At 69.2% G+C, this 22,147-nt stretch carries 15 protein-coding genes; 7 read left to right on the forward strand and 8 right to left on the reverse strand.

The genetic code is table 11. The features are described 5' to 3' along the window. Positions 1-117: 117 nt before the first annotated feature. Together ACZ3IC_RS03745 and ACZ3IC_RS03750 are read right to left on the reverse strand one after the other, a co-directional pair. Complete coding sequence (locus ACZ3IC_RS03745) at positions 118-2,064, reverse strand: acyl-CoA dehydrogenase family protein (protein ID WP_467412243.1); 1,947 nt, start codon at positions 2,062-2,064, stop codon at positions 118-120. 654 nt (positions 2,065-2,718) lie between these two features. Beyond that, positions 2,719-3,672 (reverse strand): N-acetylmuramoyl-L-alanine amidase, encoded by a 954-nt coding sequence (locus ACZ3IC_RS03750; protein ID WP_467412245.1) that lies wholly within the window; start codon positions 3,670-3,672, stop codon positions 2,719-2,721. 481 nt (positions 3,673-4,153) lie between these two features. Here ACZ3IC_RS03750 and ACZ3IC_RS03755 point away from each other — a divergent pair, with 481 nt between their 5' ends. Both ACZ3IC_RS03755 and ACZ3IC_RS03760 read left to right on the forward strand, forming a co-directional pair. Continuing rightward, on the forward strand, positions 4,154-4,351 hold the full coding sequence (locus ACZ3IC_RS03755; protein WP_467412247.1) for a hypothetical protein: 198 nt from the start codon (positions 4,154-4,156) through the stop codon (positions 4,349-4,351). Between the two features lie 45 nt (positions 4,352-4,396). Continuing rightward, positions 4,397-4,540 carry a hypothetical protein gene (locus ACZ3IC_RS03760; RefSeq protein WP_467412250.1) on the forward strand — a complete coding sequence of 48 codons (144 nt, stop codon included), beginning with the start codon at positions 4,397-4,399 and terminating at the stop codon, positions 4,538-4,540. A gap of 1,376 nt (positions 4,541-5,916) precedes the next feature. On the opposite strand, the gene ACZ3IC_RS03765 is transcribed toward ACZ3IC_RS03760, so the two are convergent. Further along, complete coding sequence (locus ACZ3IC_RS03765) at positions 5,917-8,325, reverse strand: NEW3 domain-containing protein (protein ID WP_467412253.1); 2,409 nt, start codon at positions 8,323-8,325, stop codon at positions 5,917-5,919. Positions 8,326-9,203: 878 nt separating this feature from the next. On the opposite strand from ACZ3IC_RS03765, the gene ACZ3IC_RS03770 reads away from it, so the two are divergent. Genes ACZ3IC_RS03770 through ACZ3IC_RS03780 form a run of 3 tightly spaced genes read left to right on the forward strand, consistent with a single transcriptional unit; the run spans position 9,204 to position 11,783 of the window. Continuing rightward, on the forward strand, positions 9,204-9,398 hold the full coding sequence (locus tag ACZ3IC_RS03770) for a hypothetical protein (RefSeq protein ID WP_467412254.1): 195 nt from the start codon (positions 9,204-9,206) through the stop codon (positions 9,396-9,398). Between the two features lie 2 nt (positions 9,399-9,400). Continuing rightward, entirely contained in the window at positions 9,401-10,711 is a 1,311-nt protein-coding gene (locus ACZ3IC_RS03775) for an MFS transporter (RefSeq protein WP_467413101.1), read from the forward strand. 58 nt (positions 10,712-10,769) lie between these two features. Beyond that, entirely contained in the window at positions 10,770-11,783 is a 1,014-nt protein-coding gene (locus tag ACZ3IC_RS03780; RefSeq protein ID WP_467413103.1) for a TolB family protein, read from the forward strand. A gap of 630 nt (positions 11,784-12,413) precedes the next feature. Here the strand turns inward: ACZ3IC_RS03780 and ACZ3IC_RS03785 are convergent. Beyond that, positions 12,414-12,659 carry a hypothetical protein gene (locus tag ACZ3IC_RS03785; RefSeq protein WP_467412256.1) on the reverse strand — a complete coding sequence of 82 codons (246 nt, stop codon included), beginning with the start codon at positions 12,657-12,659 and terminating at the stop codon, positions 12,414-12,416. 488 nt (positions 12,660-13,147) lie between these two features. Here ACZ3IC_RS03785 and ACZ3IC_RS03790 point away from each other — a divergent pair, with 488 nt between their 5' ends. After that, a complete protein-coding gene (locus ACZ3IC_RS03790) occupies positions 13,148-14,218 on the forward strand; it encodes a PP2C family protein-serine/threonine phosphatase (protein WP_467412257.1) in 1,071 nt (356 codons plus the stop codon). A gap of 147 nt (positions 14,219-14,365) precedes the next feature. Beyond that, positions 14,366-14,551 carry a DUF6233 domain-containing protein gene (locus ACZ3IC_RS03795; protein WP_467412259.1) on the forward strand — a complete coding sequence of 62 codons (186 nt, stop codon included), beginning with the start codon at positions 14,366-14,368 and terminating at the stop codon, positions 14,549-14,551. Positions 14,552-14,561: 10 nt separating this feature from the next. Here the strand turns inward: ACZ3IC_RS03795 and ACZ3IC_RS03800 are convergent, their stop codons facing one another. The 4 genes from ACZ3IC_RS03800 to ACZ3IC_RS03815 form a co-directional block, all read right to left on the reverse strand. After that, on the reverse strand, positions 14,562-15,800 hold the full coding sequence (locus ACZ3IC_RS03800) for an IS701 family transposase (RefSeq protein ID WP_467413104.1): 1,239 nt from the start codon (positions 15,798-15,800) through the stop codon (positions 14,562-14,564). A gap of 344 nt (positions 15,801-16,144) precedes the next feature. Beyond that, complete coding sequence (locus tag ACZ3IC_RS03805; protein ID WP_467412261.1) at positions 16,145-17,590, reverse strand: aldehyde dehydrogenase family protein; 1,446 nt, start codon at positions 17,588-17,590, stop codon at positions 16,145-16,147. Positions 17,591-17,896: 306 nt separating this feature from the next. After that, the gene (locus tag ACZ3IC_RS03810) at positions 17,897-19,483 is read right to left on the reverse strand and encodes a PucR family transcriptional regulator (protein ID WP_467412264.1); all 1,587 of its coding nucleotides are present in this window, start codon (positions 19,481-19,483) and stop codon (positions 17,897-17,899) included. A gap of 123 nt (positions 19,484-19,606) precedes the next feature. Next, complete coding sequence (locus tag ACZ3IC_RS03815) at positions 19,607-22,000, reverse strand: type IV secretory system conjugative DNA transfer family protein (protein WP_467412265.1); 2,394 nt, start codon at positions 21,998-22,000, stop codon at positions 19,607-19,609. Between the last annotated feature and the right edge of the window lie 147 nt (positions 22,001-22,147).

Here is a 22,147-nt window from a genome sequence, read left to right on the forward strand (position 1 = left end):
GGTGACGGACTTGGAGCCGGGGATGTGGATGACGGTCACAGGTCGTCATCCGGCTGTACCCCGCCCGGCCGGGCGGGGTACAGCCGATGAATGAACGTGCGCCCACCCGGTGCGCGGTCAGCGAATGGGGCGGTGGACGTTGTCCCGGACGGACGGCCCGGGGGTGGCGTCGGCGATCCACGGGCCATCGCCGCTCGGGTCGATGATGCCTTCCTCCAGCCAGGTGTACGCACCGGACAGGACTCCGTCGACCATGCGCCGGTCCAGGTCGTCGGTGTTGGACCACAGACGGGTGAAGAGTTCCTCGACCCGGACGCGGGACTGGCGGCAGAAGGCGTCGGCAAGCCGGTAGGCCTCGCGCCCGTGGTCGTCGGAGGAGCGCAGCAGTTCGGCGCGGACGCAGGCGGCACTCATCGCGAAGAGTTCCGCGCCGATGTCGACGATCCGGCCGAGGAAGCCCTGCTTGGTCTCCATCCGGCCCTGCCAGCGCGACATGGCGTAGAAGGTGGAACGTGCGAGTTTACGGGCGGAGCGTTCGACGTAACGCAGATGGGAGGACAGGTCCGGGTGTCCGGGCGGGTTGAATTCCCCGTACGTACGCGGGAGTTGTCCCGGTCCCGTGACGAGCTTGGGCAGCCAGCGGGCGTAGAAGCCGGCCGCGTTCGCGCCCGCCTTCGCCTTGGCGGAGAGGGGTTTGTCGGGGTCGATGATGTCCCCCGCGACCTTCAGATGGGCGTCGACGGCTTCACGGGCGATCAACAGATGCATGATCTCGGTGGAGCCCTCGAAGATCCGGTTGATCCGCAGATCACGCAGGAGCTGTTCGGCGGGGACGGCCCGTTCGCCACGGGCGGCGAGGGACTCGGCGGTCTCGAAACCCCGGCCGCCCCGGATCTGGACCAGTTCGTCGGCCATCAGACAGCCCATCTCGGAGCCGTACAGCTTGGCGAGAGCCGCTTCGATCCGGATGTCGTTGCGATTCTCGTCCGCCATCTGGGAGGACAGGTCGACCACTGCTTCGAGCGCGAAGGTGGTTGCGGCGATGAAGGAGATCTTGGCGCCGACGGCCTCGTGCAGGGCGACCGGCCTGCCCCATTGCTCGCGCACCGCCGACCACTCGCGGGCGATCTTCAGGCACCACTTCCCGGCGCCGACGCACATGGCCGGCAGGGAGAGCCGTCCCGTGTTGAGCGTGGTGAGGGCGATCTTGAGCCCGGCGCCTTCGGGGCCGATGCGGTTCGCGGCCGGGACCCGGACCCGGTGGAAGCGGGTGACGCCGTTCTCGAGACCGCGCAGGCCCATGAAGGCGTTGCGGTTCTCGACGGTGATGCCCGGGGAGTCCGCCTCCACGACGAAGGCCGTGATGCCGCCCTTGTGGCCGTGAGACTTCGGGACACGGGCCATCACGACGAGCAGGTCGGCGACGACGCCGTTGGTCGTCCACAGCTTCACACCGTCGAGGATGTAGTCCGTTCCTTCCGGGACGGCCGAGGTGGCGAGCCGGGCCGGGTCGGAGCCGACGTCCGGTTCGGTGAGGAGGAACGCCGAGATGTCGGTGCTCGCCAGCCGGGGCAGGAAGGCGTCCTTCTGTTCCTGGCTGCCGAAGAGTTTCAGCGGCTGCGGTACGCCGATGGACTGGTGGGCGGAGAGCAGCGCCCCGATCGCCGGGCTGGTGGAGCCGACCAGGGCGAGGGCCTTGTTGTAGTAGACCTGGGTCAGGCCCAGACCTCCGTACCTCGGGTCGATCTTCATCCCGAGCGCGCCGAGTTCCTTGAGGCCGTTGATCACCTCGTCGGGGATCCTCGCCTCGCGCTCGATCAGGGCGCTGTCGATCCTGGTCTCGCAGAAGTCGCGCAGCCGGGCGAGGAACGCCTCGCCGCGGCGGACGTCGTCCGCGGCCGGCAGCGGATGCGGATGGATCAGGTCGAGCCGGAAGCGCCCGAGGAAGAGTTCCTTGGCGAAACTGGGCTTGTGCCAGTCCTGTTCGCGTGCGGCCTCGGCCACTTGGCGCGCTTCACGCTCGGTGACCTTGGGTGTGTTCTTCGGTGCGGATGGTGCGGACATGAGGAGCTCACCTCGCCGCTGTGTGGGGTGGGCGGATGCGGCCGGTCCGCACGGAGCGCGCTGCGCGCCTGCCGAGCCGTACCAACCGGTGCTACTTGTCCGTATGTACCCGATTCCCGACACTCCCACCATCCCCCGGGCGCCGATCGGGTCGGGAGCCACTCCACTGGCCAGCCCCGTGGTGACACGGGGCTCGGACCGTGAGCAGGGAAGCAGAAACGGCCGGAGCCCCCGCACAGGCTGCCTTCGCTGCCATATTCTGCCGCCGGGCGTCCGGTGATCCTGCGGTACGGCCGCGGCCGTACCGGGGACGCTTCGCACAGGATCACCGGAAGAACGCGACGAGGCCGGTTGCCGCCCCTGCTGCGCCGGTCACCGCGGCGATCGCCGGAACGCGGGGCAGTGAACATCGGAGCGGCCGCGGTCAACTCTCCTTGTTCGCGTCGAGCGCGGCTCGGACGAAGCAGTCCTTGGCCTCCAGAAGCTTCCGGAGCCCGGCGGTAGGCTCGGGCCCGTGCGGCGTGACGTCGACGCACTGTTGCGCAAGGTCGGCGCGCGGCTTGCTTTCCGCTTGGAGGGGTTCGGGGAGCCGGCCATACCCGACGTACTGGAGCAGGTGAGTCGTGCCGGGGTGACGGGCCATGCCAGGTCAGGTCAGGTCCCATTGGTGTTGATGTTGACATCGATGACGGCCCGCTCGATCGCGGCCTCGACCGCGGCGACGATGGTCTCGGTGTCGGCGCCCGTGCCGACCTGCCCCGCGAGTGCGGTGATCGCGGCGGACTGGGCGGCCAGGGTCTTGTCCATGCGCCGGATGCGGGCCTGCACGTCCTTCAATATGGACTGCGCCTGCCATGTCGGGTTCGTCTTGTGGTCCGCCGCGTCTGCCGGGCCGCCGATCGCGTCCGTCTTCCAGACAGCGTCGAAAATGTCGCGCTTGGTGATCCCTGCCATGGAGTCCTCCTCGTTCGGGTCGGAGCCGGGGTTCCAGCTCGCGGGGTGCTTCAGCCGCTCGGCCACATCGGCCCGGAGTCGCGCCATCGTGAAGCCGCGGGGGTCGATCTTGTCGCTGGACCACTCCAGGTGGCCGATCACGCTTTTCGCCGACCAGCCATGAGCCCGGCACAGGGCGGCCTGGATGCGGACGATCGCGTCGTACTGTGCCTTGGGCCAGGGATCTTTGCCGTCGCCGAGGTTCTCGCACTCCCACCCGTAGAAGCGCGCATTGCCGTCGACGCCGTTGCTGTTGCCGCGGGTTGGTGGGGTGGGTCGGGTGCCGTAGGACTCGGCTATGACCTGTTCGAGCACGCGCGGGTCGCCACCGCCCGCATGATTCGCGCGGCCCCAACCGACCATGTGCACCCGGCCGTCTTTGGCGATCATCCCGTGACAAAGCGGGCCCGGCAGCGACGCGTAGCCGTCCCGCACGGTAGCGACCGTGGCCGCTGTGCCCTTGGTGACCGTGTGGTGCACGATCGACCCGTTGACCGGACCCCACGCACCCTTCGAGTTGCGGTTGTGGGTACGCCAGTTGCCGACCTCCACCACGCGAACGCCCTCGGTACGCAGCGCGGCGAGCACCTGCGCGGCAGTCATGGGTTGTGCCATGTGTGATTCCCCTTCAGCCAGCGGTGTACATGAGGTTGCGGAACTTCCCTCGTACCTGTTCTGCCCCTCGTCGGCCCCTCTACTTTTCTCCACCCGAAATAAGAATGGATGGGGAGCCGTCCGGCAGTTGAGGGTCGGGGCCACGTCGCTCGCACCGCCGGTCGATTCAGCGCCGATCGCCCGGATCTCGGGGAAGTCGCGTATCAGTTCGGCGAGTTCGCTGTCGCCCTGGACATCCGGGCCGGCAGACGCAGCGGCGGTTGGTGCATGAAGACAGCCGGAGCCCCCGCACAGTGGGCCCCTCACAGCGCCCTGACCTGCGCATTTCCTCTGACCCGCTCGAACTCTCATCACTTCGACCCGTCCTGGCCCGTCCTGGCCCGTCTCAAGCCGTTTCAGACCGCCCTCGTGCTCCCACGGGAGCACCACGGGAACCGCGAAGGCAAAGTATGCCCTGACCTGCGGTTACCCATCCTCAGGGATGGCTAACCTGCGGGCCCTCGTCCTTGGTGAGGGAGAACTACGCGTCGCAGCGCTGCTGAAAAACGAGCAGCGCCGCCGTGAACTGCCCGATGTTCTCTGGCGCGACCCGCTGCTCGGCACCCGGGCCAACGGTATCCCGGTCGGCAAGCCCCATCCGCAGATGCTCGGTCCGGACATCAACGGCCTCCGTACGTGAACCGGGCCTTCCTGCCCCAGGGCCCCTCCCCGGCCTGACGGCCAGGTGACCCCTGCCCTCGACGAAGTCAACGCCCGGATCCGCTGCCTCATGGACCAGCCCGCCACCCCGCACCGCACGGAGGAGTACCGGCATCTCCTCGCCGCATGGGCCGACCTTGTACGGGGCAACGTCGACCAGACGGCATAACGTGCAATGCCCCCGCTCGGTGGTCCGAGCGAGGGCATTGCGTCCAGTCGATAACAAGCAGCCAGCAGCCATACGGAAAAGGACAAAATCACCGTAGAGGCGGGTACTGACATCGGGCGTGCCCGGGTCAGCGGCCGGTGGCTCTGTACACGAAAAACGGAGGCGAAGGGACGAAGGCGCGTGGAGCGCCATGGTGGGTAGACGGTCCTTGGTTCGGGCGCCCGGCTGCTAAAACCGCCTCCGGCTGCTGGGCCGGAGGCGGTTCATGCGGGATCGCGGGGCTGCGGGCGTCAGTTCACGCTGATGCTGTTCAGGATCGCCGATGTGACGTGGTCGGCGGCGTTGCGGTGGCCGCGGGCGTTGGGGTGCACGAGGGCCGGCCCTGCTGGTCAGTGTGGGGGACTCGGCGGTCCAGCCATCCGAGAATGTCGACGGGGGCACTTCCGGCCAGCGTCAACACGATGGCCGATAGGCGCCATTCCAAGCACCTTCAAAGGTTGCTAGAAATTCGGCACCAGTTCGCATCAGCAGCCCGCTCTCCTCAAGGAGGCAACAATGCGTCTTCGTCATGCCGTCGCCAGCGCTGCTCTCAGTACCGCGCTTCTCACGGGAACGTTCGCAGCACCGGCCCATGCAGCCACGGCTGGCACGGCTGGCGCGGCAGCGTGCCAGACAGCGTCTTGGCAAAAGGGCAAGGACGGCACGGTTGCGTACACAAATCAGGCCGCGGTGCTTCACCAGCAGGGCCCCTACGCTGACTGTCTGCCTGGCTACACCATAGGCGGCTCAGGTAACAAGCTCGTATATGACTGCTACACAGTAAACAGCTACAACAACACGTGGACCCACCTCACCGCTTACTACAGTGGTCAGGTTTATACGGGCTGGATCTGGGATGCCAAGCTCCCGGACGGCGGCAGCAACGTGAGATGTGACTGGTAGAGGCTGAACAAGCCCGCAAATCTACGCCGCTGGGCACATTCCGCGGCGCCGCAAAGGAATTCGAGTCGGTTGGACCGCAGCTCATGGACTTGCTGTGGTCTGACCAGCTCCATGAATCCGGCGGGCTCGTGCTGTCAGTACTCCCGACCACTCAGGGACACCGTCACCTTCGCATCGTCGGCCGGGGTCACGATGGCGTCAGCGGCCACCTCTACGCAGTACCGGTCACACGCCAGGACGTCCGGGTGAGCGAGGCCACGGACGGGTGATGCGGAGGTTCGGCATCGCCGGGCTGCGGCCGCGTAAGCGCCAGAACGCACTCGCCGAGTCGTTCAAGGCGAAGCGGCTGGTGGTGCGGGGCTGGCCGCACGCGGCTGCCGACGATTGTCAGCAGCCGCGTGCGGCAGACTTGGCGAGTTGTCAGCTGGTTCGGGTCATGGGAGCTGTCGGATGCCGAAGGCGTCGTAGACCGCCCATGATCCGCCGGTTGTGGTGATGGTGACGGTGTTGTCGCCGGCCTTGAGGTTGGCGGCGGGCAGGGTCACGTTCACCGTGGACGGCTTGGTGTTGTTAGCCGATGTGGCGCCACCTCCGCTGCCGGCCGGGGTCTGGACGTTGCTCGGCTCGGCGCCATTGAGTCCGATCGCGAGCGCGGGCGGGGCAGTGGGGTGGGTGTCCTGCAGCCAGGTGGTGAACGTCAGATCGCTGCTCGGCGCAGTGGCGAGATTGAAGTTCAACGTGAACGTGTGCGACTTCTTCCCGCCCCAGGAGTCGAGAGGCCCGGGCTGGATGTAACTCCAAGCGGTGGCCGGGTTACTCACACCCGCAGTGAAGGTGACGTCATTGGGGAACGTCGACTGGTAGGAATTGTATCGATTCGGGGCCAGCGCGAACTCATGACTGTTGGCATCGGTCTCCCCGACCATCATGATCGGCTTGCCGACGCTTGCCGGCACAGTACTGCTCGAGGGGAATTCCCCGTCGACGGACAACGTGACCGTCTCGTGGCCGAACGCGTCCTGGGGTGGGGTGAGGGAGAACGTGACGGTCTTGGACTCCCACGCATTCAGGGTGACGGGCTGCGGCGCGCTCGCCGTCCACCCGGACGGCACGGTCGCCCGCACCGTAACGTCCGTGCCGGCGGCCGTATTGTTGGTGACCTTCACCTGGACAGATGTGGAGTGCCCGGCGACCAGATCCAGGCCCTCGGGAGTAGCCGCGATGGCATCGACCGGGTTGTACCCGACACGGATCGTGCTGGCGCCCTTGTCGCTGCTCTTCGCGTTCTTGTAGGTGGCCTTCGCGGACAGTGCCGGGTCACCGGGCTTTGCGTCCGCGGGCGCGGTGACCGCCCAGGTGGTCTTGACCGACTGGCCGGGCTCGAGCCTGGTGACCTTGGCAGGCGAGGTGGCTTCAGCCGTCCAGCCGTTGGGCACGGTGAGGTTGACGGAGGCGTTCGAAAGCGCCATGGGGCTGACGTCGTTGGTGTAAGTGGTCGTCACCGTGGCGGTGTCGCCGGGCTTGACGAACGAAGGCTTGTCGACCGTGAGCGAGTGCTCCGCGTTGTAGTTGGGCACGATCCACTTTTGGCTGGTCGTGCCGTCGCAGTCCCGGAGCTCCGCCGGGGTTCCGTTGGCGATGTCCGAGCCGGGGACGGTCAGGCAGCGGCCCGATGCCGGATGGAGCAGGGAACCATTGGTCTCGGGCTGCCAGGTCTGCGCGGCGGTGCCGTCACAGTCGGCGAGTCCGGTCTTCCCGTCCGCGGTGGCGGTCAGGCACGTGTCGGCGTTGCGGATCGTGCCGTCCCCGTGCCTGATCCACTGCTGGTCGGCAGCGGATTCACAGTGCCACAGGCCGAGTTCGCCCGGCTCCGCCGGGTTGGTCCGGTGGTTCTCCAGGCATCGCCCGGCCATGCCCTGCAGGCGCTCGGTCTGCGACAGATCGAACGCGTCAGTGATCGTCGCGACGTCCGGGTCGGCCGTGTGGTTGATGTGGTCCAGGCCGTACATGTCCAGCAGCGTCTTCGTCACGTTGTAGTGGTTGATGCGCTCGCTGTACTCGCCGGCCTTGACCATCGGCCCGACCATGAACGTCGGGATGCGGTTGACCGGGGTGAAGTTGTCCTCGTCCCAGGTCAGCACGAACATGCTGTTGTGCGTCTTGGCCCACTGGATGTACGAGTCGAAGGTCTTCTTGACCCAGGCGTCGCCCTGCGCGAGGGTCCCGTCATGCATGCTCTGGTCGCCGTTGCCCACGACAAAGGAGACGGTGGGCAGGTTTTCGAACCCCTCCGGCGTGGTCGGGAACTGCTCCAGCCGCTTGTCCATCGGGTTCAGGTTCGCCGCGGTACCCGGCGTGGTCTTGAAGCGAAACCACTGCGTGGGCTTGGCCTGGTTGGCGTGGTTCGCGAAGGTGTACCCGTGGGTCACCAGCTGGTTGGCGAGGTTGTCGGTGTCGACGGACGACGGCGCGGGATGGGTGTTGGTCTTCACGATGTCCGAGGCGGACAGCAGCGCGTAGTAGTTGGGCAGGCTCGGGTGCTGGAGGCCGTACGAGTCGGTGAACGACGCACCCTGGGCTTCCAGGGACTTGATGTACGGCACCTGGTCCTGGGGCCTGGTGGACGGGTTGTTGAGGATGTCGTCGTAGCCCTTGTTCTCCATCATCACCATGACGATGTGGTCAGGCTTGGGGACCTCGGGGGAACCCACGACGACCGAAGGCGCGGCGTCCGAAGACCCGGCGTCCGGAGTCGCCGCGGCCGCGGAAACCCCCGGGAGGGCGATACATGCCAGTAGGGCCGAGGCCATCAGGCCTCGGATGCTTGGGCGCGCTATGCGCATGCTGGTTCTTCCTTGTTAGGGCGACAGCACACGCGCAGACATCGCGGCGAAGATCACCGCAAAGGCAAACGGTGATATTTCCGTTGTGCTGTCGCAGCCATTCATGGCAGCCAGCAGCGTAGGAACGTTTGACTCCCACCGTTTCAAACCAAAGGTGAACTTCTCAAATACAGCCGGAAGTATGGGTCACCGATACCGCTCCGAACGCTGTGTTATGGACTCGCCACCTGGAGTCACACCCGGACGATCGTATTCCGGGCGACTGAGCCGGTGGCCGGAAGCGGCCAGGCCCCAGGCCGCCCGCGGGTGACATGTTGCGGCGGGCCAACGCCAACAAGCTGACGATGAATGACATCCATTTCCGCACGCCGCATGCTCCTGGCCCACCATGAGCGGCAGTTCACCATGTCGCCCCCCTGAGGAAGGAGCCGAGCCCGATGACAGGGTGCGCCGCGTGGGCGGGGGCCGCCCGGCACTGACCGAGAAGGACCCGGGGCTGCGCCCAACACTGCTGTCCCTGGTCGAGGACAGCACACAGGGCGATCCGATAGGGCCGTTGACCTGGACGATGAAGTCGCTGCGGCACTTGGCCCGTGAACTCGCCCCAGGGCCGCGTCGTGGGCCGGGACACGATCGCATTCGCGGTGGCCGCCCTGCGCCGCTGATGGAAGGACGAAGGTCATGTCGGGCCCGGAGGCCAAGAGCCCCGTTCCAGGGCCACGAAAAAGGCAACTGGGCGCGCAACCTCAGGGACGCCAACCGGACCGAAGCGTTCCAATTCAGTTCACCCCACGTCTTCTTGACCAGGGCATATGCCCCTATAAATTTGTTGAGCCCCTGTCACAAACTGCACATCAGGCGATTACCGGAGGTAATCCATGCCCAGCTGGAGTCCGCCCCGGCGCGGCTTCACCGCCTTGTTGACCGCCGTCGACCGGGCCACCACTTCCGCCGACCTGTGGGCCGGACTCGGGGGCCCCGACCAGGCGGTCGGCGCGGTGCTGATGGGCACGTCGACGCCCGCCGTCCAGGCCGCGCCCGCGTCCGGCATACCCGCCATCTGGGCCGGGTGACCGTGTACGTCAGTGAGAGCCGCGGCAGCACTCCCGCAGCGACCGTGCCGACCGCCCGGGGCCTTTTCCCCGGGCGGTCGGCTGTGCCGACGACCGTGTTCGTGCTCGGCACGGTCAGTCTCGTCACCGACATCTCGTCGGAGATGGTCACCGCCGTCCTGCCGCTGTACCTGGTCGCCGGACTGGGCCTTTCCCCGCTCGGTTTCGGTCTGCTCGACGGGGTCTACAACGGATTCAGCGCACTCGTCCGGCTGGTCGGCGGGCACCTTGCCGACCGCGGCGGCCGCCACAAAACGGTCGCCGCCCTCGGGTACGGCCTGTCCGCGATCTGCAAGCCGCTGCTGCTGGCCGTGCACACGCTGCCGCTGATCGGCGCGGTGCTGGCGATGGACCGCACCGGCAAGGGTCTGCGCACCGCGCCCCGCGACGCGCTGATCTCACTGTCCTCGCCGCCGGAGACCCGCGGCCGGGCGTTCGGCGTGCACCGGGCGATGGACACCGCCGGTGCCCTGCTCGGGCCGCTGGTCGCATTCCTGATTCTGCGTCAGGCGCCCGAGGGTTACAACGTGGTGTTCACGGTCAGCTTCTGCGTGGCGGCCCTGGCCGTGATCGTGCTGCTGTTGTTCGTGCCCTCGCGTGCCCCGGAGCTGGGCGCCACGCCGGCGTCCGCCGCGGAACGCCCGTCACTGCGCGCCGCCGTCGCCCTGCTCGGCCGCCGCGAGCTGCGCCGCATGGTGCTGTGCGCGATGGTGCTGAGCCTGGCCACGGTCAGCGACTCGTTCATCTACCTGCTGCTGCAGCGGCAGCTCGGGGTGTCCGACCGCTGGATCGCGCTGCTGCCGCTGGGCACGGCCGTGGCGTTCCTGCTGCTGGCGATGCCGCTGGGCCGGTTGGCGGACCGGGTAGGCCGCTGGCGGGTATTCATCGGCGGCCACCTCGCCTTGCTCACGGCGTACGGGCTGCTGCTCACACACGTGCAGTCCGGGTGGCTGCCGTACGCGGTCCTCGCGTTGCACGGCGCCTTCTACGCCGCCACTGACGGTGTGTTCATGGCCGTCGCGGCCGGTTCCGTACCGGCCGGCCTGCGGTCCAGCGGCCTCGCCCTGGTGCAGACCGGCCAGGCCGCGGCACGCTTCGTCGGCTCGATCGCCTTCGGCGCGGCCTGGACGGCGTGGGGCGACCGTTCCGCGCTCATCGGTGCGGCGCTCGCGCTGGCGCTGAGCCTGGTGTTGTCGATACGGCTGCGCCCGGCGGCCGAGCATTCAGCGGCCGAAGGTTCGGCAGAGGAAAAGGAAGTGACGGGCAGTGACTGACCAGGAGACAAGACACCGGATGACCAAGACGCCCCGAACGGCCCCGGCGGCCGACGCGATGACCAACCGCAACAAGCTGCTGGTGCTCCTCGCCAGCGTCCTGGCCCTCGCGACCGTGGCCGGGGTGGCCGGGTGGTCATACCAGGCGGACCGTAAGAACCAAGTCCAGGCGGGCGAGCCCGCGGTCGGCGCCGGCAAGGTGTCGCTCGCGTCCGGCGCCCCCTCTCGTATCGTCTTCCGCTCGTTGAAGTATGGGCCGCACCGCGACGAGTTGAGCAGCGTCCCGGCGGACGCGCCCGACGGACCGCGCACCTACTCCGGAGTGAAGTGCATGCGCTTCTACGCGGCCGCTGGCACCGGGATCTGCCTGCAGTCCGAGATGGGTGCGTACACTGAGACCTACACTGCGCTCGTCCTGGACTCGAGCCTGAACGTGACCCGGCGGATACCTCTGGCCGGAATTCCCAGCCGGGCCCGGGTTTCGCCCAGCGGGCACATGGCCGCCTGGACGGTCTTCGCCGGGGGTGACAGTTACGCACAAAAGACCTTCTCCACCCGCACGTCGATCCTCGACACCCGCACGGGCGCTCTCCAGCCCAGCCTGGAGGAATACGCCGTCACCAAGGATGGGAAGCCTTTTCACCGCGCCGACGCCAACTTCTGGGGCGTCACGTTCATCGACGACGAGCACTTCTATGCCACGCTCGGCACCGGCGGCAAGACGTATCTGGTCCACGGCAACGTCACCACCAAGACGGCCACCACGGTCCGCACCAACGTCGGGTGTCCCTCACTGTCCCCCGACGGAACGAAGATCGCCTTCAAGAAGCGCGTCCCAGGCCTGCCCGAGAACCTCCCCTGGCGGCTGTACGTCCTGGACCTCGAAACGATGCAAGAGCACCCGGTCGCGGAAACCCGCAGCGTCGACGACCAGGTGGTCTGGTCGGACGACAACAGCCTGGTCTACTCGCTCCCCGACTACAGCGCCGATCTCTACACCGTCCCGGCCGATGGCGCGGGCGCTGCTCGGGTCCTGGCGCACGACGCCCTGTCGTCGGCCTGGATCGGCTGATCCCGGTCACTTGTCGTGGTCAGCGGTTCGACGAGGTCGGCGGCCGGCTGACGCGGCGGTTCGAGGTTCTGCTCCCACACCTGAATGAGTGTCAGCGCCGGTCAGCTAGCGGCTCGTGCTCCCACGCTCCCACTACCCCATCCGAACCAGCCAAGATCCGACCATCGCCGCAGGTCAGGGTGCAGATACGCAGGAACGGCCGGAGCAGCCCCCGCACAGTGGGCCCCTTGCGCCGCCCTGACCTGCGGTTTTCCTCTGACCTGCACGAATGCTCAGCGGTTCGGCCCGTATCGCCCCGTCCTGGCCCGTCCCAAGCCGTTTCAGCCCGCTGTGGTTTTCCCGTGGGAAAACCACATGGGAACCATGACCGCGAAGTCGCCCTGGCCTGCGGATACCCACCCTCAGGGCTTCACGAGCCCGCACCGACCACCAGGTCGACCGAAAACGTTACGGAGACTGACTGAGCCAGGGTTGCGGTGTATGGAACCTCAGGCGGGGGTCTCATACCTCTGTTACCTCTGTCCCGTCAGATCGGGCGGTGTATGGCAGCGAACACGATCGCCACGTAGACGAGCACGACCCCCGCGGTGATGAGCGGTCGACGGCGTGCCGGATCGGGCCTGGCTCGCCTCACGTGAGCTCGCCAGCAGCATGGGCCGGGACAGTGACCGGCAGCGGTGCCACAGGCCGCAGGGCCAGGTTCTGCAACATCGCGGAGTGATCCGTGAGCCGGGGTTCACTGGTGCGCGGCTCGTGCACGTAGGAGCAGCCGTAGACCGAGGTCACGAGGTCGAGGGAGACGTGGGCATGCTCGTAGCGGTAGCCGTCGCCTGTGGGCCCCACCCATGAGTGCTCGGCCGCGTAGGGGTGCATCATCCGGAACGCGTCGCGGTAGCCGACACCTCCAAGCCACCCGTAGAAGTCGTAATTCGAACTGGTGGAAGGACCGGTATCGCGGTATGTGTTTGGGCTCGATGATGTTGAAGTCCCCGATCACCACTTGGTGGCCAGCGCCAACGGGAACACCGGCACGGCAGCCTCCAGGAACGTCCGCTGGCCGTAGAGGCGGGCACGGACATCGGCCGCGCCTGGGTCAGCGGCCGGGATGTGCCCCCAGCGGCGGGGTTCAGGCTCGGCAGGTCAGGCTACGGTCGGTGATGATGGTGTCGGCGAGATCGATGAAAGCGCTGATGGTGCGCTTGATGACCCACCTTCGGCGCCCGAGCCGTTCCCGGTTGTCCTGGGCCAAGCGGGCTACCGGTTCTGTGTCCGGCCAATGCGCTGCAATCGCCCTATAAGCTGACCATGTGAACTTTTCGGGTCGATTTCGGCGTTTTGCCGGCAGCAGCCTCGGGGAGCAGGTGATGCGTCTGGTGCCCCTGGCACTGATCGCCATCATCACTGTGGTTGCCTTTGCCAGTCCGAGCAACCTCCACTTCAGTCGCTTTCTCTCTCTCGCCCCCGTTTTCGCTGCCTCGGTGTGGCCAGTGGCCGGAACGGTGGCCATAGGTGTGCTCGCCGCGGCCATCGACGTAGTGATCGCTGTGAGCATCGGTGGTGTGAGTGTGGAGCGCACACACCTGTTCACCCTCGCGGTGATCGCGGGCGCCACAGCCGCGGCCGCCTTCGCCAGCCATGTGCGCCAGCAGCGGGAGCAGACCCTCGCCGACGTTCGTTCCGTCGCCGAGACGACCCAGAAAGTCCTGCTGCGCCCCATGCCGCACCGCCTCGGCCGGCTAGACATCGAGGCTCTGTACCTGGCCGCCGCGGCCCAGGCCCGCGTAGGCGGCGACTTCTACGAGGCATTGGAGACGGTCCACGGCGTCCGCATGATCATCGGAGACGTGCGCGGCAAGGGCCTCCCTGCGGTCGGCATGGCCTCAGCGATCCTCGGCTGCTTCCGGGAAGCCGCGTACGACGAGCCGGACCTGGCACGACTGGCACGCCGACTGGACGTCAGCACGAGCCGCTACACCGCACTGCTGCCCGGCGACCGGATGGAGTACTTCGCCACGGCCGTGCTCGTCGAGATCCCCGACGACGGATCGGCCGTCGGCATCGTCAACTTGGGGCACCCCCCTCCGCTGCTGCTCAGCGCAGGAATGGTCCGCGAGGTCACCCCCACGGCTCCCTCACCACCCATCAACATGCGTGCGCTGGTCGGGGAGGACTACTGCATCGACACCTTCTTCTTCTTCGCCGAGGACCAGCTGCTGCTCTACACCGACGGCGTCACAGAGACCCGCGACCACACCGGCGCGTTCTTCCCGCTGGTGCAGCACGCGGGACAGTGGGACGCGGGCTCCCCGTCCCGGCTGCTCGGACAGTTGCACAGTGACCTGGTCCGCTTCAGCCACGACCGTCTCGACGACGACATCGCGGCAATCGCCGTCCGTGCGGCGGCCGGCACACCGTCGAACAGACGGGGTCAGTGAAGGTCTCGTCTCACTTAAAACTCGCGCGGCCAGGCGTGCGCTCCCCGGGCCTGGCACGCCATGTGCCTGCACACCGTGGACGCGGCAATCGCAGCGGGCGACCGAGCAGAAGCGCGGCAAGCCCAGCGCCCGCCCACCTCTGACTGGATGGTCGAGCGAGGCATCGGCCAGGGCGCCCCGCCCACCGAGGTGCACGTCGGCGGCTGCCACATGGCGAAGAACGCTCGCGGCGTCACCAGGGAGCAGGCGCTCCAGGCCCTCGTCGTCGGCGTCCGGGCCTGCATTCACTGCCGCCCGGACACCGAGCTCGGGGTCCTAGTACTCCAGCCGTAGATCGTGATCTTCAGGTCGGATTCGCGGCTTGCCGGCGGTAATGGCTGGCTTGGGCTCGGGCCTGGTGGCGACGTCGCCAGGCGGACCACGCGAGCCGGTGGGCTGCATCGTGCATGGGCCGGACGACGAGCGTGGTGAACAGTTTCTGGATCTCGTTGCAGGTGAGCTGGATCAGCCCGTCCGGGGCGGGATGGTGGGCGTGTTCGTCGGCGCGGACGACGGCGAGGAAGGCGTGAGCGAGCATGGCCAGGGTGACCCAGCGAGACCACGAAGTGAAGCGCCGGACCTGGTGCTCGTCCAGTCCGGCCAGGACCTTTCCGGCCTGAAATGTCTCCTCCACCCGCCACCTCGACCCGGCGACGCGGACCAGCGTGGCCACGGGCACCGGGGCGGGCGAGAAGCAGCGATAGTAAGCGAGTTCACCGGTGGTGCGGTTGCGGCGGATCAGCAGCCGGTGGCTGCCGGGCCGCCCTTCGGCCAAATCGACGACAGCCCAGTCGTAGAAGCGGTGCCCCTTGGCACCGGCCCCGGCCGACAGCTTCTGCCAGGCCCGCCTGGGCACCTTCGCGGCCAGGGCGTCCGCGCGGAACTTCCCCGCACCGGTGGTCACTTCGGCCGAACAGGCGACGGCGAGCACGTAGCCGACCTGGCGTTCTTCCAGCGCGGCCCGCAGCTTCAGGTTGCCGCCGTAGACCTCGTCGCCTGTGACCCAGCTCACGTGGTGCCCGGCGTCGAGGAACCGGCCGATCATGCGGGCGACCAGCTCCGGCTTGGTTGGGAAGGCGGTGTCCTCCGCCAGGCCGGCGGCCTGGCAGCGGTCCGGGTCGCACGTCCACGAGCGCGGGATGTACGGCGCACGGTCCACCGCCGCGTGTCCACGGCGGCCCGCGTAGACGAGGTAGACGGCGACCTGGGCGTTTTCGATCCTCCCGGCGGTGCCGGTGTACTGGCGCTGGACACCGACGGTGTGCGTGCCCTTCTTCACGTCCCCGGTCTCGTCGACCACCAGCACCGCGTCTTCGTCGTGTAGATGCTCCAGCACGTACTCGCGCACGTCATCACGCACGCGATCGGCATCCCACCTGGCCCGGCCGAGCAGGTGCTGCATGCCGTCCGGACTCGCATCCCCGGCCCACTCTGCGATCGACCAGCAGTTCTTGCGCGGCAGGTCCGACAACAGCCCCAGCACCAAGTCCCGCACCCGGCGCCGGGGCTCCACCCGCGCGAACCGGCCCGCTATCCGGCCCATCAGGACCTCGAACGCCTCCTGCCAGCGGGCAGGGTCTACTCTGTGCCCCGCGGCCACCGCAAGATCGTTAGTCTTCACACACCGATGATCAGCGGTGGCCGCGCGCATGGGTGCCAGCGGGATGGAATGCCCGTTGTGGAGGGAGATGCGGTGCTGGGATTTCTGGGTTTCTACGACGAAATCGACAACCGTCCCGGCCAGCCGAACGGATCCCTACGCGATGCCGTCCAGCCCGCCGGAGAGCCGGATGAGTGGGCTCCGGCCGTTCATCTGCCGCCTGCTGCCGTGCTGTCCAGGCGGATCACAGGCGGGCGCTGGTGGACCGGTTCGATCCTGTTCGCGGACTACAGGGCGAGGCCGGTGAGGACCAGCACGCGCTCGTAGGTGTAGTCGTCCATGGCGTAGCGGACGCCCTCTCGGCCGACGCCGGACTGCTTGGCGCCGCCGTACGGCATCTGGTCCGCGCGGTAGGAGGGAACGTCACCGATGATCACGCCGCCGACCTCGAGGGCACGGTGGGCACGGAAGGCGGTCTGCAAGTCGTGTGTGAACACACCTGCCTGCAGGCCGTACTTGGAGGAGTTGACGGCTGCGAACGCCTCGGCCTCGCCGTCCACCTTCTGCACGGACAGCACCGGTCCGAAGACCTCCTCGGAAGAGAGGGTGACATTGTCCGGGAGCTCCGCGAGCACGGTCGGCGCGTACGTGGCACCGTCCCGCTTGCCGCCGGTGAGCAGTTGGGCGCCGGCCTGCACGGCCTCGTCGACCCAGGACTCGACGCGCTTGGCGGCGTCCTCGCTGACCAGCGGGCCGACGTCGGTGGCGGCGTCGGACGGGTCGCCGGTGACCTGGGCCTCGACGGCCGCGACGATCTTCGGGAGGAGCCGGTCGTATACCGAGGCGTCCGCGATGACGCGCTGCACCGAGATGCAGGACTGGCCGCCCTGGTAGTTGGAGAAGGTCGCGATACGGGTCGCGGCCCAGTCCAGGTCCTCGTCGGAAGCGTAGTCGCCGAGGACGACCGCGGCGCCGTTGCCGCCGAGCTCCAGAGTGCAGTGCTTGCGCGGCACCGATTCCATGATCGAGTAGCCGACGGGGCCGGAGCCGGTGAAGGAGATGACCGGCAGGCGCTCGTCCTGGACCAGGGCGGGCATCCGGTCGTTGGGAACCGTCAGCACGGACCACGAACCGGCCGGCAGGTCGGTCTCGGCCAACAGCTCGCCCAGGATCAGCGAGGAGATCGGGGTGGCCGGGGCGGGCTTCAGGATGATCGGGGCACCGACGGCGATGGCCGGGGCCACCTTGTGGGCGCTCAGGTTCAGCGGGAAGTTGAACGGTGCGATGCCGAGGACCGTGCCGCGCGGGAATCGTCGGGTCAGGCCGAGGCGGCCGGTTCCACCGGCGTCGGTGTCGAGGCGCTGGGCGTCCCCGCCGTTGAAGCGGCGAGCCTCCTCGGAGGCGAACCGGAACACGGAGACGGCGCGGCCGACCTCGCCGCGGGCCCACTTGATGGGCTTGCCGTTCTCGGCGGAGATCAGCTGGGCGATCTCCTCGGTGCGCTCCACCAGCCGCCGTACGACGTGGTCGAGCGCGGCGGCCCGGACATGGGCCGGCGTCGCGGCGAACTCCTCGCGCACGGCGTGCGCGGCCACGACGGCCTCCTCGATCTGGGCATCGGTCGGCACGCTGACGGTGCCGACGAGACGGCCGTCCCAGGGGTTGGTGACGTCGAAACTGTCCTCGCCGGTGGCCTGGCGGCCGGCGAGCCAGAAGGCGTGGGTGGAAGTCATGGAGGTTCCGGCCCTTCGGAGTCGTGGGGTGTGCTGCCCCCACCGTAGGGCCGCGCGGCCGATCTGACGTTTGTCCGGGGTGGAGCAGTGCACGACGGGGGTACGCCGCTTTGTCGGATGCGTCGTCATGGGCAGGGGCGCAGGGCTTTCGGACGGCGGCTGCGGCTCAGGCATCGGCGTGGAGCGGGTACGGGGTACACGTGCCCCTGTGGCAACCGCTACTGCCCCGGTGCCGACCAGGAACGCGTGCCCCGCGGGGGCCTACGGCCCCGGCATCAACCAAGAATGCCTGCCCCGCGGCAATCGCTACTGCTCCGGTGCCGACGGGGAGCTCGTGGCCTTCAGTGCCAACCACAGCTCCATCCGCACGTCCGGATCATCCAGTGAGCGGCCAAGAATCTCCTCCACCCGGCGCATCCGGTAGCGCAGAGTGTGACGGTGCACGCCCAGGTCCGCCGCGGCCGCGTCCCACTGGCCGTGGCGGGAGAGCCAGGCCCGCAGTGAGGCGACCAGGTCGCCTCGGCCCTTGGCGTCGTGTTCGTGCAGGGCGCGGAGCATTCCGTCGGCGAAGGCCCGTACGGCGTCGTCCGCGAGCAGCGGCAGCACCGAGCCGGTCGCCAGCTCCTCGTGCTCCACCAGTGCCCTGCCCCGGCGGCGGGCCACCGACAGGGCCTGCTCGGCCTGCTTGTACGCGGCGGAGACGGCGATGGGGCCCGCCGGTGCGGACAGGCCCACGACCACCTGGCCCTCCTCCGCCGTGGCTGGTTCGCGCGGGGGCCGTGCCTCCTTGGCCTCCTGAGCCTCCGCGTACGCCGCACAGGCCGCGACCGCCGCTCCGCCGTCCGCGGCGAGTACGACGAGCCGTTCGCCCTCGGGCACGGCCAGCAGGGTCTCGCCGGTCCGGAAGGCCGCCGCCTCCATCGCCTCTCCGAGCGACGCCGGTGTCGAGGGGGCGGACGCCTCCGCGATGAGCAGCCGGAACGGGGCGTCGAGCAGCCCTCCGTACAGATCTCCGGCGACGGCCCGTGCGTGGTCCGGCTGGCCGGCGAGCAGCATGCGCAGCACCGCCGTGCCCAGCCGCTGCTCCGCGCCCTGGAGGGAGCGGGAGCGGGCGGTGGTCAGGGTCAGCAGGGCGACCGCCGAGTGCACGGCGTACCGCTCCGCGGTGCCGAGTGCCGCGCCGGTGCCGACGGCCAGCGCGCCCCGGACCCGGCGGCCGGTGCCCAGGGACTGGAGCTCGACCCGGTCGTCGGTGTCGCCGACGACCACGCTGGCCGGGGCGGGCCGCTCCCGCAGCCGCTCCACATCGGGGGTGAGTCGGGCGGCCCGGCGGGCGGCCCACTCGGGGGCCGCGGCGACGACCGCGCCGGAGGCGTCGTACAGCGCCGCCCAGCCGTCGACGTGCGAGGCGAGCCGGGTGAGGAGTTCGCCGGGGCCGTCGCCCGCGAGTGCGGCCTTCGTCAGCTCCCGCTGGGCCTCGAACCCCGCGGTCACCGCCCGGTACTGATCAGCGGCGATCGCCGACGACACGGCCTTGGCGATGGCGAGGAACGGGGTGCGGCGCGGCACTTCGAGGAGCGGTAGACCCGCCTTCTCGGCGGCGTCGATCAGCGCCTGCGGTACGTCGTCGTAGTGGACGCCGACGGCGAAGCCCAGCCCGACGACTCCGGCCCCGGCCAGCCGCCGCACGTACCGCCGCATCGCCTCGGGGTTCTCGGCGTCGAGGTTGGTCGCGGTGACGAGCAGGAGCTCCCCGCCCTCCATGTACGGGACGGGGTCGGTCAGCTCGCTGGCGTGCGCCCAGCGGACGGGCGCGTCGAGCCGGTCCGCCCCCGCACGCACCGTGAGCTTGAGCGCCGAATGCTGGACGAGCGAGGCGAGAGTGGGGGGCATGGGGACCGCGGGACCTCAGGGAGTCGATTTTCGCCGTCCCGTACGAACGGCTCCCATCGATTCTGCCAGGGCGGCAGGGTCCGTCGTAACCGCTCCCGCCACGCGGGCCGTGCTCCGTACCGCTCAGCCGTTCAGGTCCACCAGCAGGGGCGGCGCGTGCTCCCCCCGTACGGTCGTCAGGGACAGCACCGCGTGTCCGGCCGGTACCCGGTGGGCCAGTTCGGAGGCCGACCAGCGTTCCCGCTCGACCTGCCGCACGGTCACCGCGTCCGTGGTGACCGCCTTGCCGGTGACCAGTTTGCGGAAGGCGTGGATGGCCCGGGTCATCGGCTGGTCGGCGAAGACGGTGCGCTGGGTGACATCGCGGGTCTCGACCCACTCCGTTCCCCAGGCCTCGGCGAACTTCTTCCCGTCCCACGTCGTGATTCCGGAGAACGCCATCCGGCAGCCGACCGCGCCGAGCAGCGCCGTGTGCAGTTGCTCCGGTACGTCGTCGAGGGTGCGCAGGGTGAGTACGGCCCCGGCGTGCGCGGAGCGCAGCCGCTGGATTCCGCGGACGGTGTCGGGGGTCAGGGTGTGCGTCGCGTCGTCGAGGACCAGACAGGCGAAGAGGGAACGGTCGGTACGGGCCGCGGCGCTCGCGGTGAACTGGGCGAGGACCAGGCGTGCCAGCACTCGGGACGCCTCCGCGTGGCCGCGTTCGGGCAGATCGATACGGACCCGCAGCGGGTGCTCCAGGGTGCGCAGCGAGAAGGGGCGGGTCCTGCCCGTGGTGTCGAAGAACTCGGTGAAGGCGGGCCGGTCGAGCAGCGCCACCCGGTCGGCGAGCGCCGGGCCCGGGTCGCCGGGTGCACCGGACTGGCGGGCGCGGCCGTCGAGCTCGCGCTGCATGCCGGGGTGTCCCGTCGCTTCGAGCGCCTCCCGCAGAGCGGTGAGGGCATCGGGTACGCCGTCCAGGAGTTCGCGCAGCTCCGGTACGGAGGGGAAGCGGCCGTGGGCGACCCGGAAGGGGCCGAGGAGCTGGGCGAGGGCGGTGGCGGCGCGTCGGCTGTCCACCTCGGGGAGGTCACCGACCAGTCCGTCGGCGAGGACGGTCGCGGCCTCGTCGGGGTCGGTGGTGCCGCCGTACAGGTCGAGATCGTGCACGGAGGACGGGTCGCCGACCTTGATGACGATGTCGAATCCCTGGTCACCGCCGAGCTGGGTACCGGCGGCGCACACGGCGATGACGGCGGCCTGTCCGGCGAGCGCCTGCAGTGCGAGGGATTCGACGACGGGCCGGATCAGTGCCCGGCTCTTCCCCGCGCCGGGCGGGCCGACGGCGAGCAGGGACGTGCCCAGCAGCCCGGGGTCGAGGGCGATGCCGCTGCCGCGGCGGGCGTACGGGTTGCGCTCACCGCCTTCGACGGTGCCGAGCCTGACCTGCTGGACCAGCAGGTCGTGCCGGGCGGCGCGGACGGGGAGGTCACGTGCGCCGGAGGGGTGGGTGCAGGCGGCGGAGCCGTTGCGCAGCACGGTGTCGGTGAAGGCGGACAGTCGGGAGTGGTCGGCGCGTACGGATGTCCAGGCGCGGCGGATACGGGCGTAGTCGACATCGTTCATCCGCCCGGACCGGGTCTCCTTGGCGAGGTGGGCGGCTGCCTGGTGCTGTCCGGCGGCGCGCAGATCGGGCCACTCGGCCGGGTCCTCCTCGCTGCCTTCGACGATGGTGTCCGCGCCGCCGGGCGCATGCTGCTTCGCCGGGTCGAGGCCGTCCCGGCCCGGTGCCGGCTGCGGGGACCGGCTGCGGCGCCACGCCTCGGTCCAGCGCCCCAGCCTGGCGAACGGCCACACGATGGCCAGGGTGAGCAGGACGTAGACCCCGTAGCTGATCACCGGGGACATCGGCTGGTCGGGGCCCAGCCAGGAGCTGGGAACCAGGCCGAAGGCAAGCCCCATCCCCGGCACGGTGCCGTTCCAGACGAGGATCCAGACCAGCAGCGCACCGATTGCCGCACCGGCCGCCCGTGCGGCGGCCCCCCTGGCGGCGACGCACCGCTCGAAGGCGGCCGGCCAGTTGCCCAGCCGGCCGAATCCGTAGACGAGGCCCCCGATGATCAGCAGACGGTAGATGTCGAGCGCGCGGACCGCGCCCCGGGTCTGCGGCTCGTCGCCGAACGGCCCCCACCAGTCGCCGGGAGTGAAGAGCTTCAGCGGAACCCGCCAGTAGGGGATGTAGTTGTTGCGCCAGAGCGACCAGACGAGGATGCAGGCCAGCAGCGAGATCACCGCGCCACTCACCAGCGTGCGGTCCGGGGTGCGCTCCTCCTCCTCAGCGGGCCGAGGGGCATGGCCGAGTCTCCAGACACCGGGTTCCGCGGCGGGCCTCGGAGTACGGAGCCAGTCCCCGAGGGAGGGGCCCGAAGCGGGGGCGTATCCCGGCCTGGGCGGTAGTTCGGGCGGTGGCGGAGCGGCCGGGCGCGGCACCGGTGGACCGGAGCGGGTGCTGCGTGAGTCGTACATGCCCTCGGTGTCCATGTGCTGTCCCTCGTCCCCTGACCAGCGCCGACCGGTAACTCCGGGCGCAGGCGCCCGAAGTCACCAATCTAGTGCCCCGTACCACCCCGTCGGACGCGGTCCGGCGGGGAGTCTTCGCCCGTGCCCGCGGGGCCCTTCGTCCCGCCC

This window comes from Streptomyces sp. NPDC002958 (genome assembly GCF_055563255.1).

What these genes read in the sequence shown, in the direction of transcription:
- ACZ3IC_RS03745 (WP_467412243.1), bottom strand. Translation starts at nt 2,064, where the DNA reads ATGTCCGCACCATCCGCACCGAAGAACACACCCAAGGTCACCGAGCGT.
- ACZ3IC_RS03750 (WP_467412245.1), bottom strand. Translation starts at nt 3,672, where the DNA reads ATGGCACAACCCATGACTGCCGCGCAGGTGCTCGCCGCGCTGCGTACC.
- ACZ3IC_RS03755 (WP_467412247.1), top strand. Translation starts at nt 4,154, where the DNA reads ATGGCTAACCTGCGGGCCCTCGTCCTTGGTGAGGGAGAACTACGCGTC.
- ACZ3IC_RS03765 (WP_467412253.1), bottom strand. Translation starts at nt 8,325, where the DNA reads ATGCGCATAGCGCGCCCAAGCATCCGAGGCCTGATGGCCTCGGCCCTA.
- ACZ3IC_RS03770 (WP_467412254.1), top strand. Translation starts at nt 9,204, where the DNA reads ATGCCCAGCTGGAGTCCGCCCCGGCGCGGCTTCACCGCCTTGTTGACC.
- ACZ3IC_RS03780 (WP_467413103.1), top strand. Translation starts at nt 10,770, where the DNA reads ATGACCAACCGCAACAAGCTGCTGGTGCTCCTCGCCAGCGTCCTGGCC.
- ACZ3IC_RS03785 (WP_467412256.1), bottom strand. Translation starts at nt 12,659, where the DNA reads ATGATGCACCCCTACGCGGCCGAGCACTCATGGGTGGGGCCCACAGGC.
- ACZ3IC_RS03790 (WP_467412257.1), top strand. Translation starts at nt 13,148, where the DNA reads ATGCGTCTGGTGCCCCTGGCACTGATCGCCATCATCACTGTGGTTGCC.
- ACZ3IC_RS03795 (WP_467412259.1), top strand. Translation starts at nt 14,366, where the DNA reads ATGGTCGAGCGAGGCATCGGCCAGGGCGCCCCGCCCACCGAGGTGCAC.
- ACZ3IC_RS03800 (WP_467413104.1), bottom strand. Translation starts at nt 15,800, where the DNA reads ATGGGCCGGATAGCGGGCCGGTTCGCGCGGGTGGAGCCCCGGCGCCGG.
- ACZ3IC_RS03805 (WP_467412261.1), bottom strand. Translation starts at nt 17,590, where the DNA reads ATGACTTCCACCCACGCCTTCTGGCTCGCCGGCCGCCAGGCCACCGGC.
- ACZ3IC_RS03810 (WP_467412264.1), bottom strand. Translation starts at nt 19,483, where the DNA reads ATGCCCCCCACTCTCGCCTCGCTCGTCCAGCATTCGGCGCTCAAGCTC.
- ACZ3IC_RS03815 (WP_467412265.1), bottom strand. Translation starts at nt 22,000, where the DNA reads ATGGACACCGAGGGCATGTACGACTCACGCAGCACCCGCTCCGGTCCA.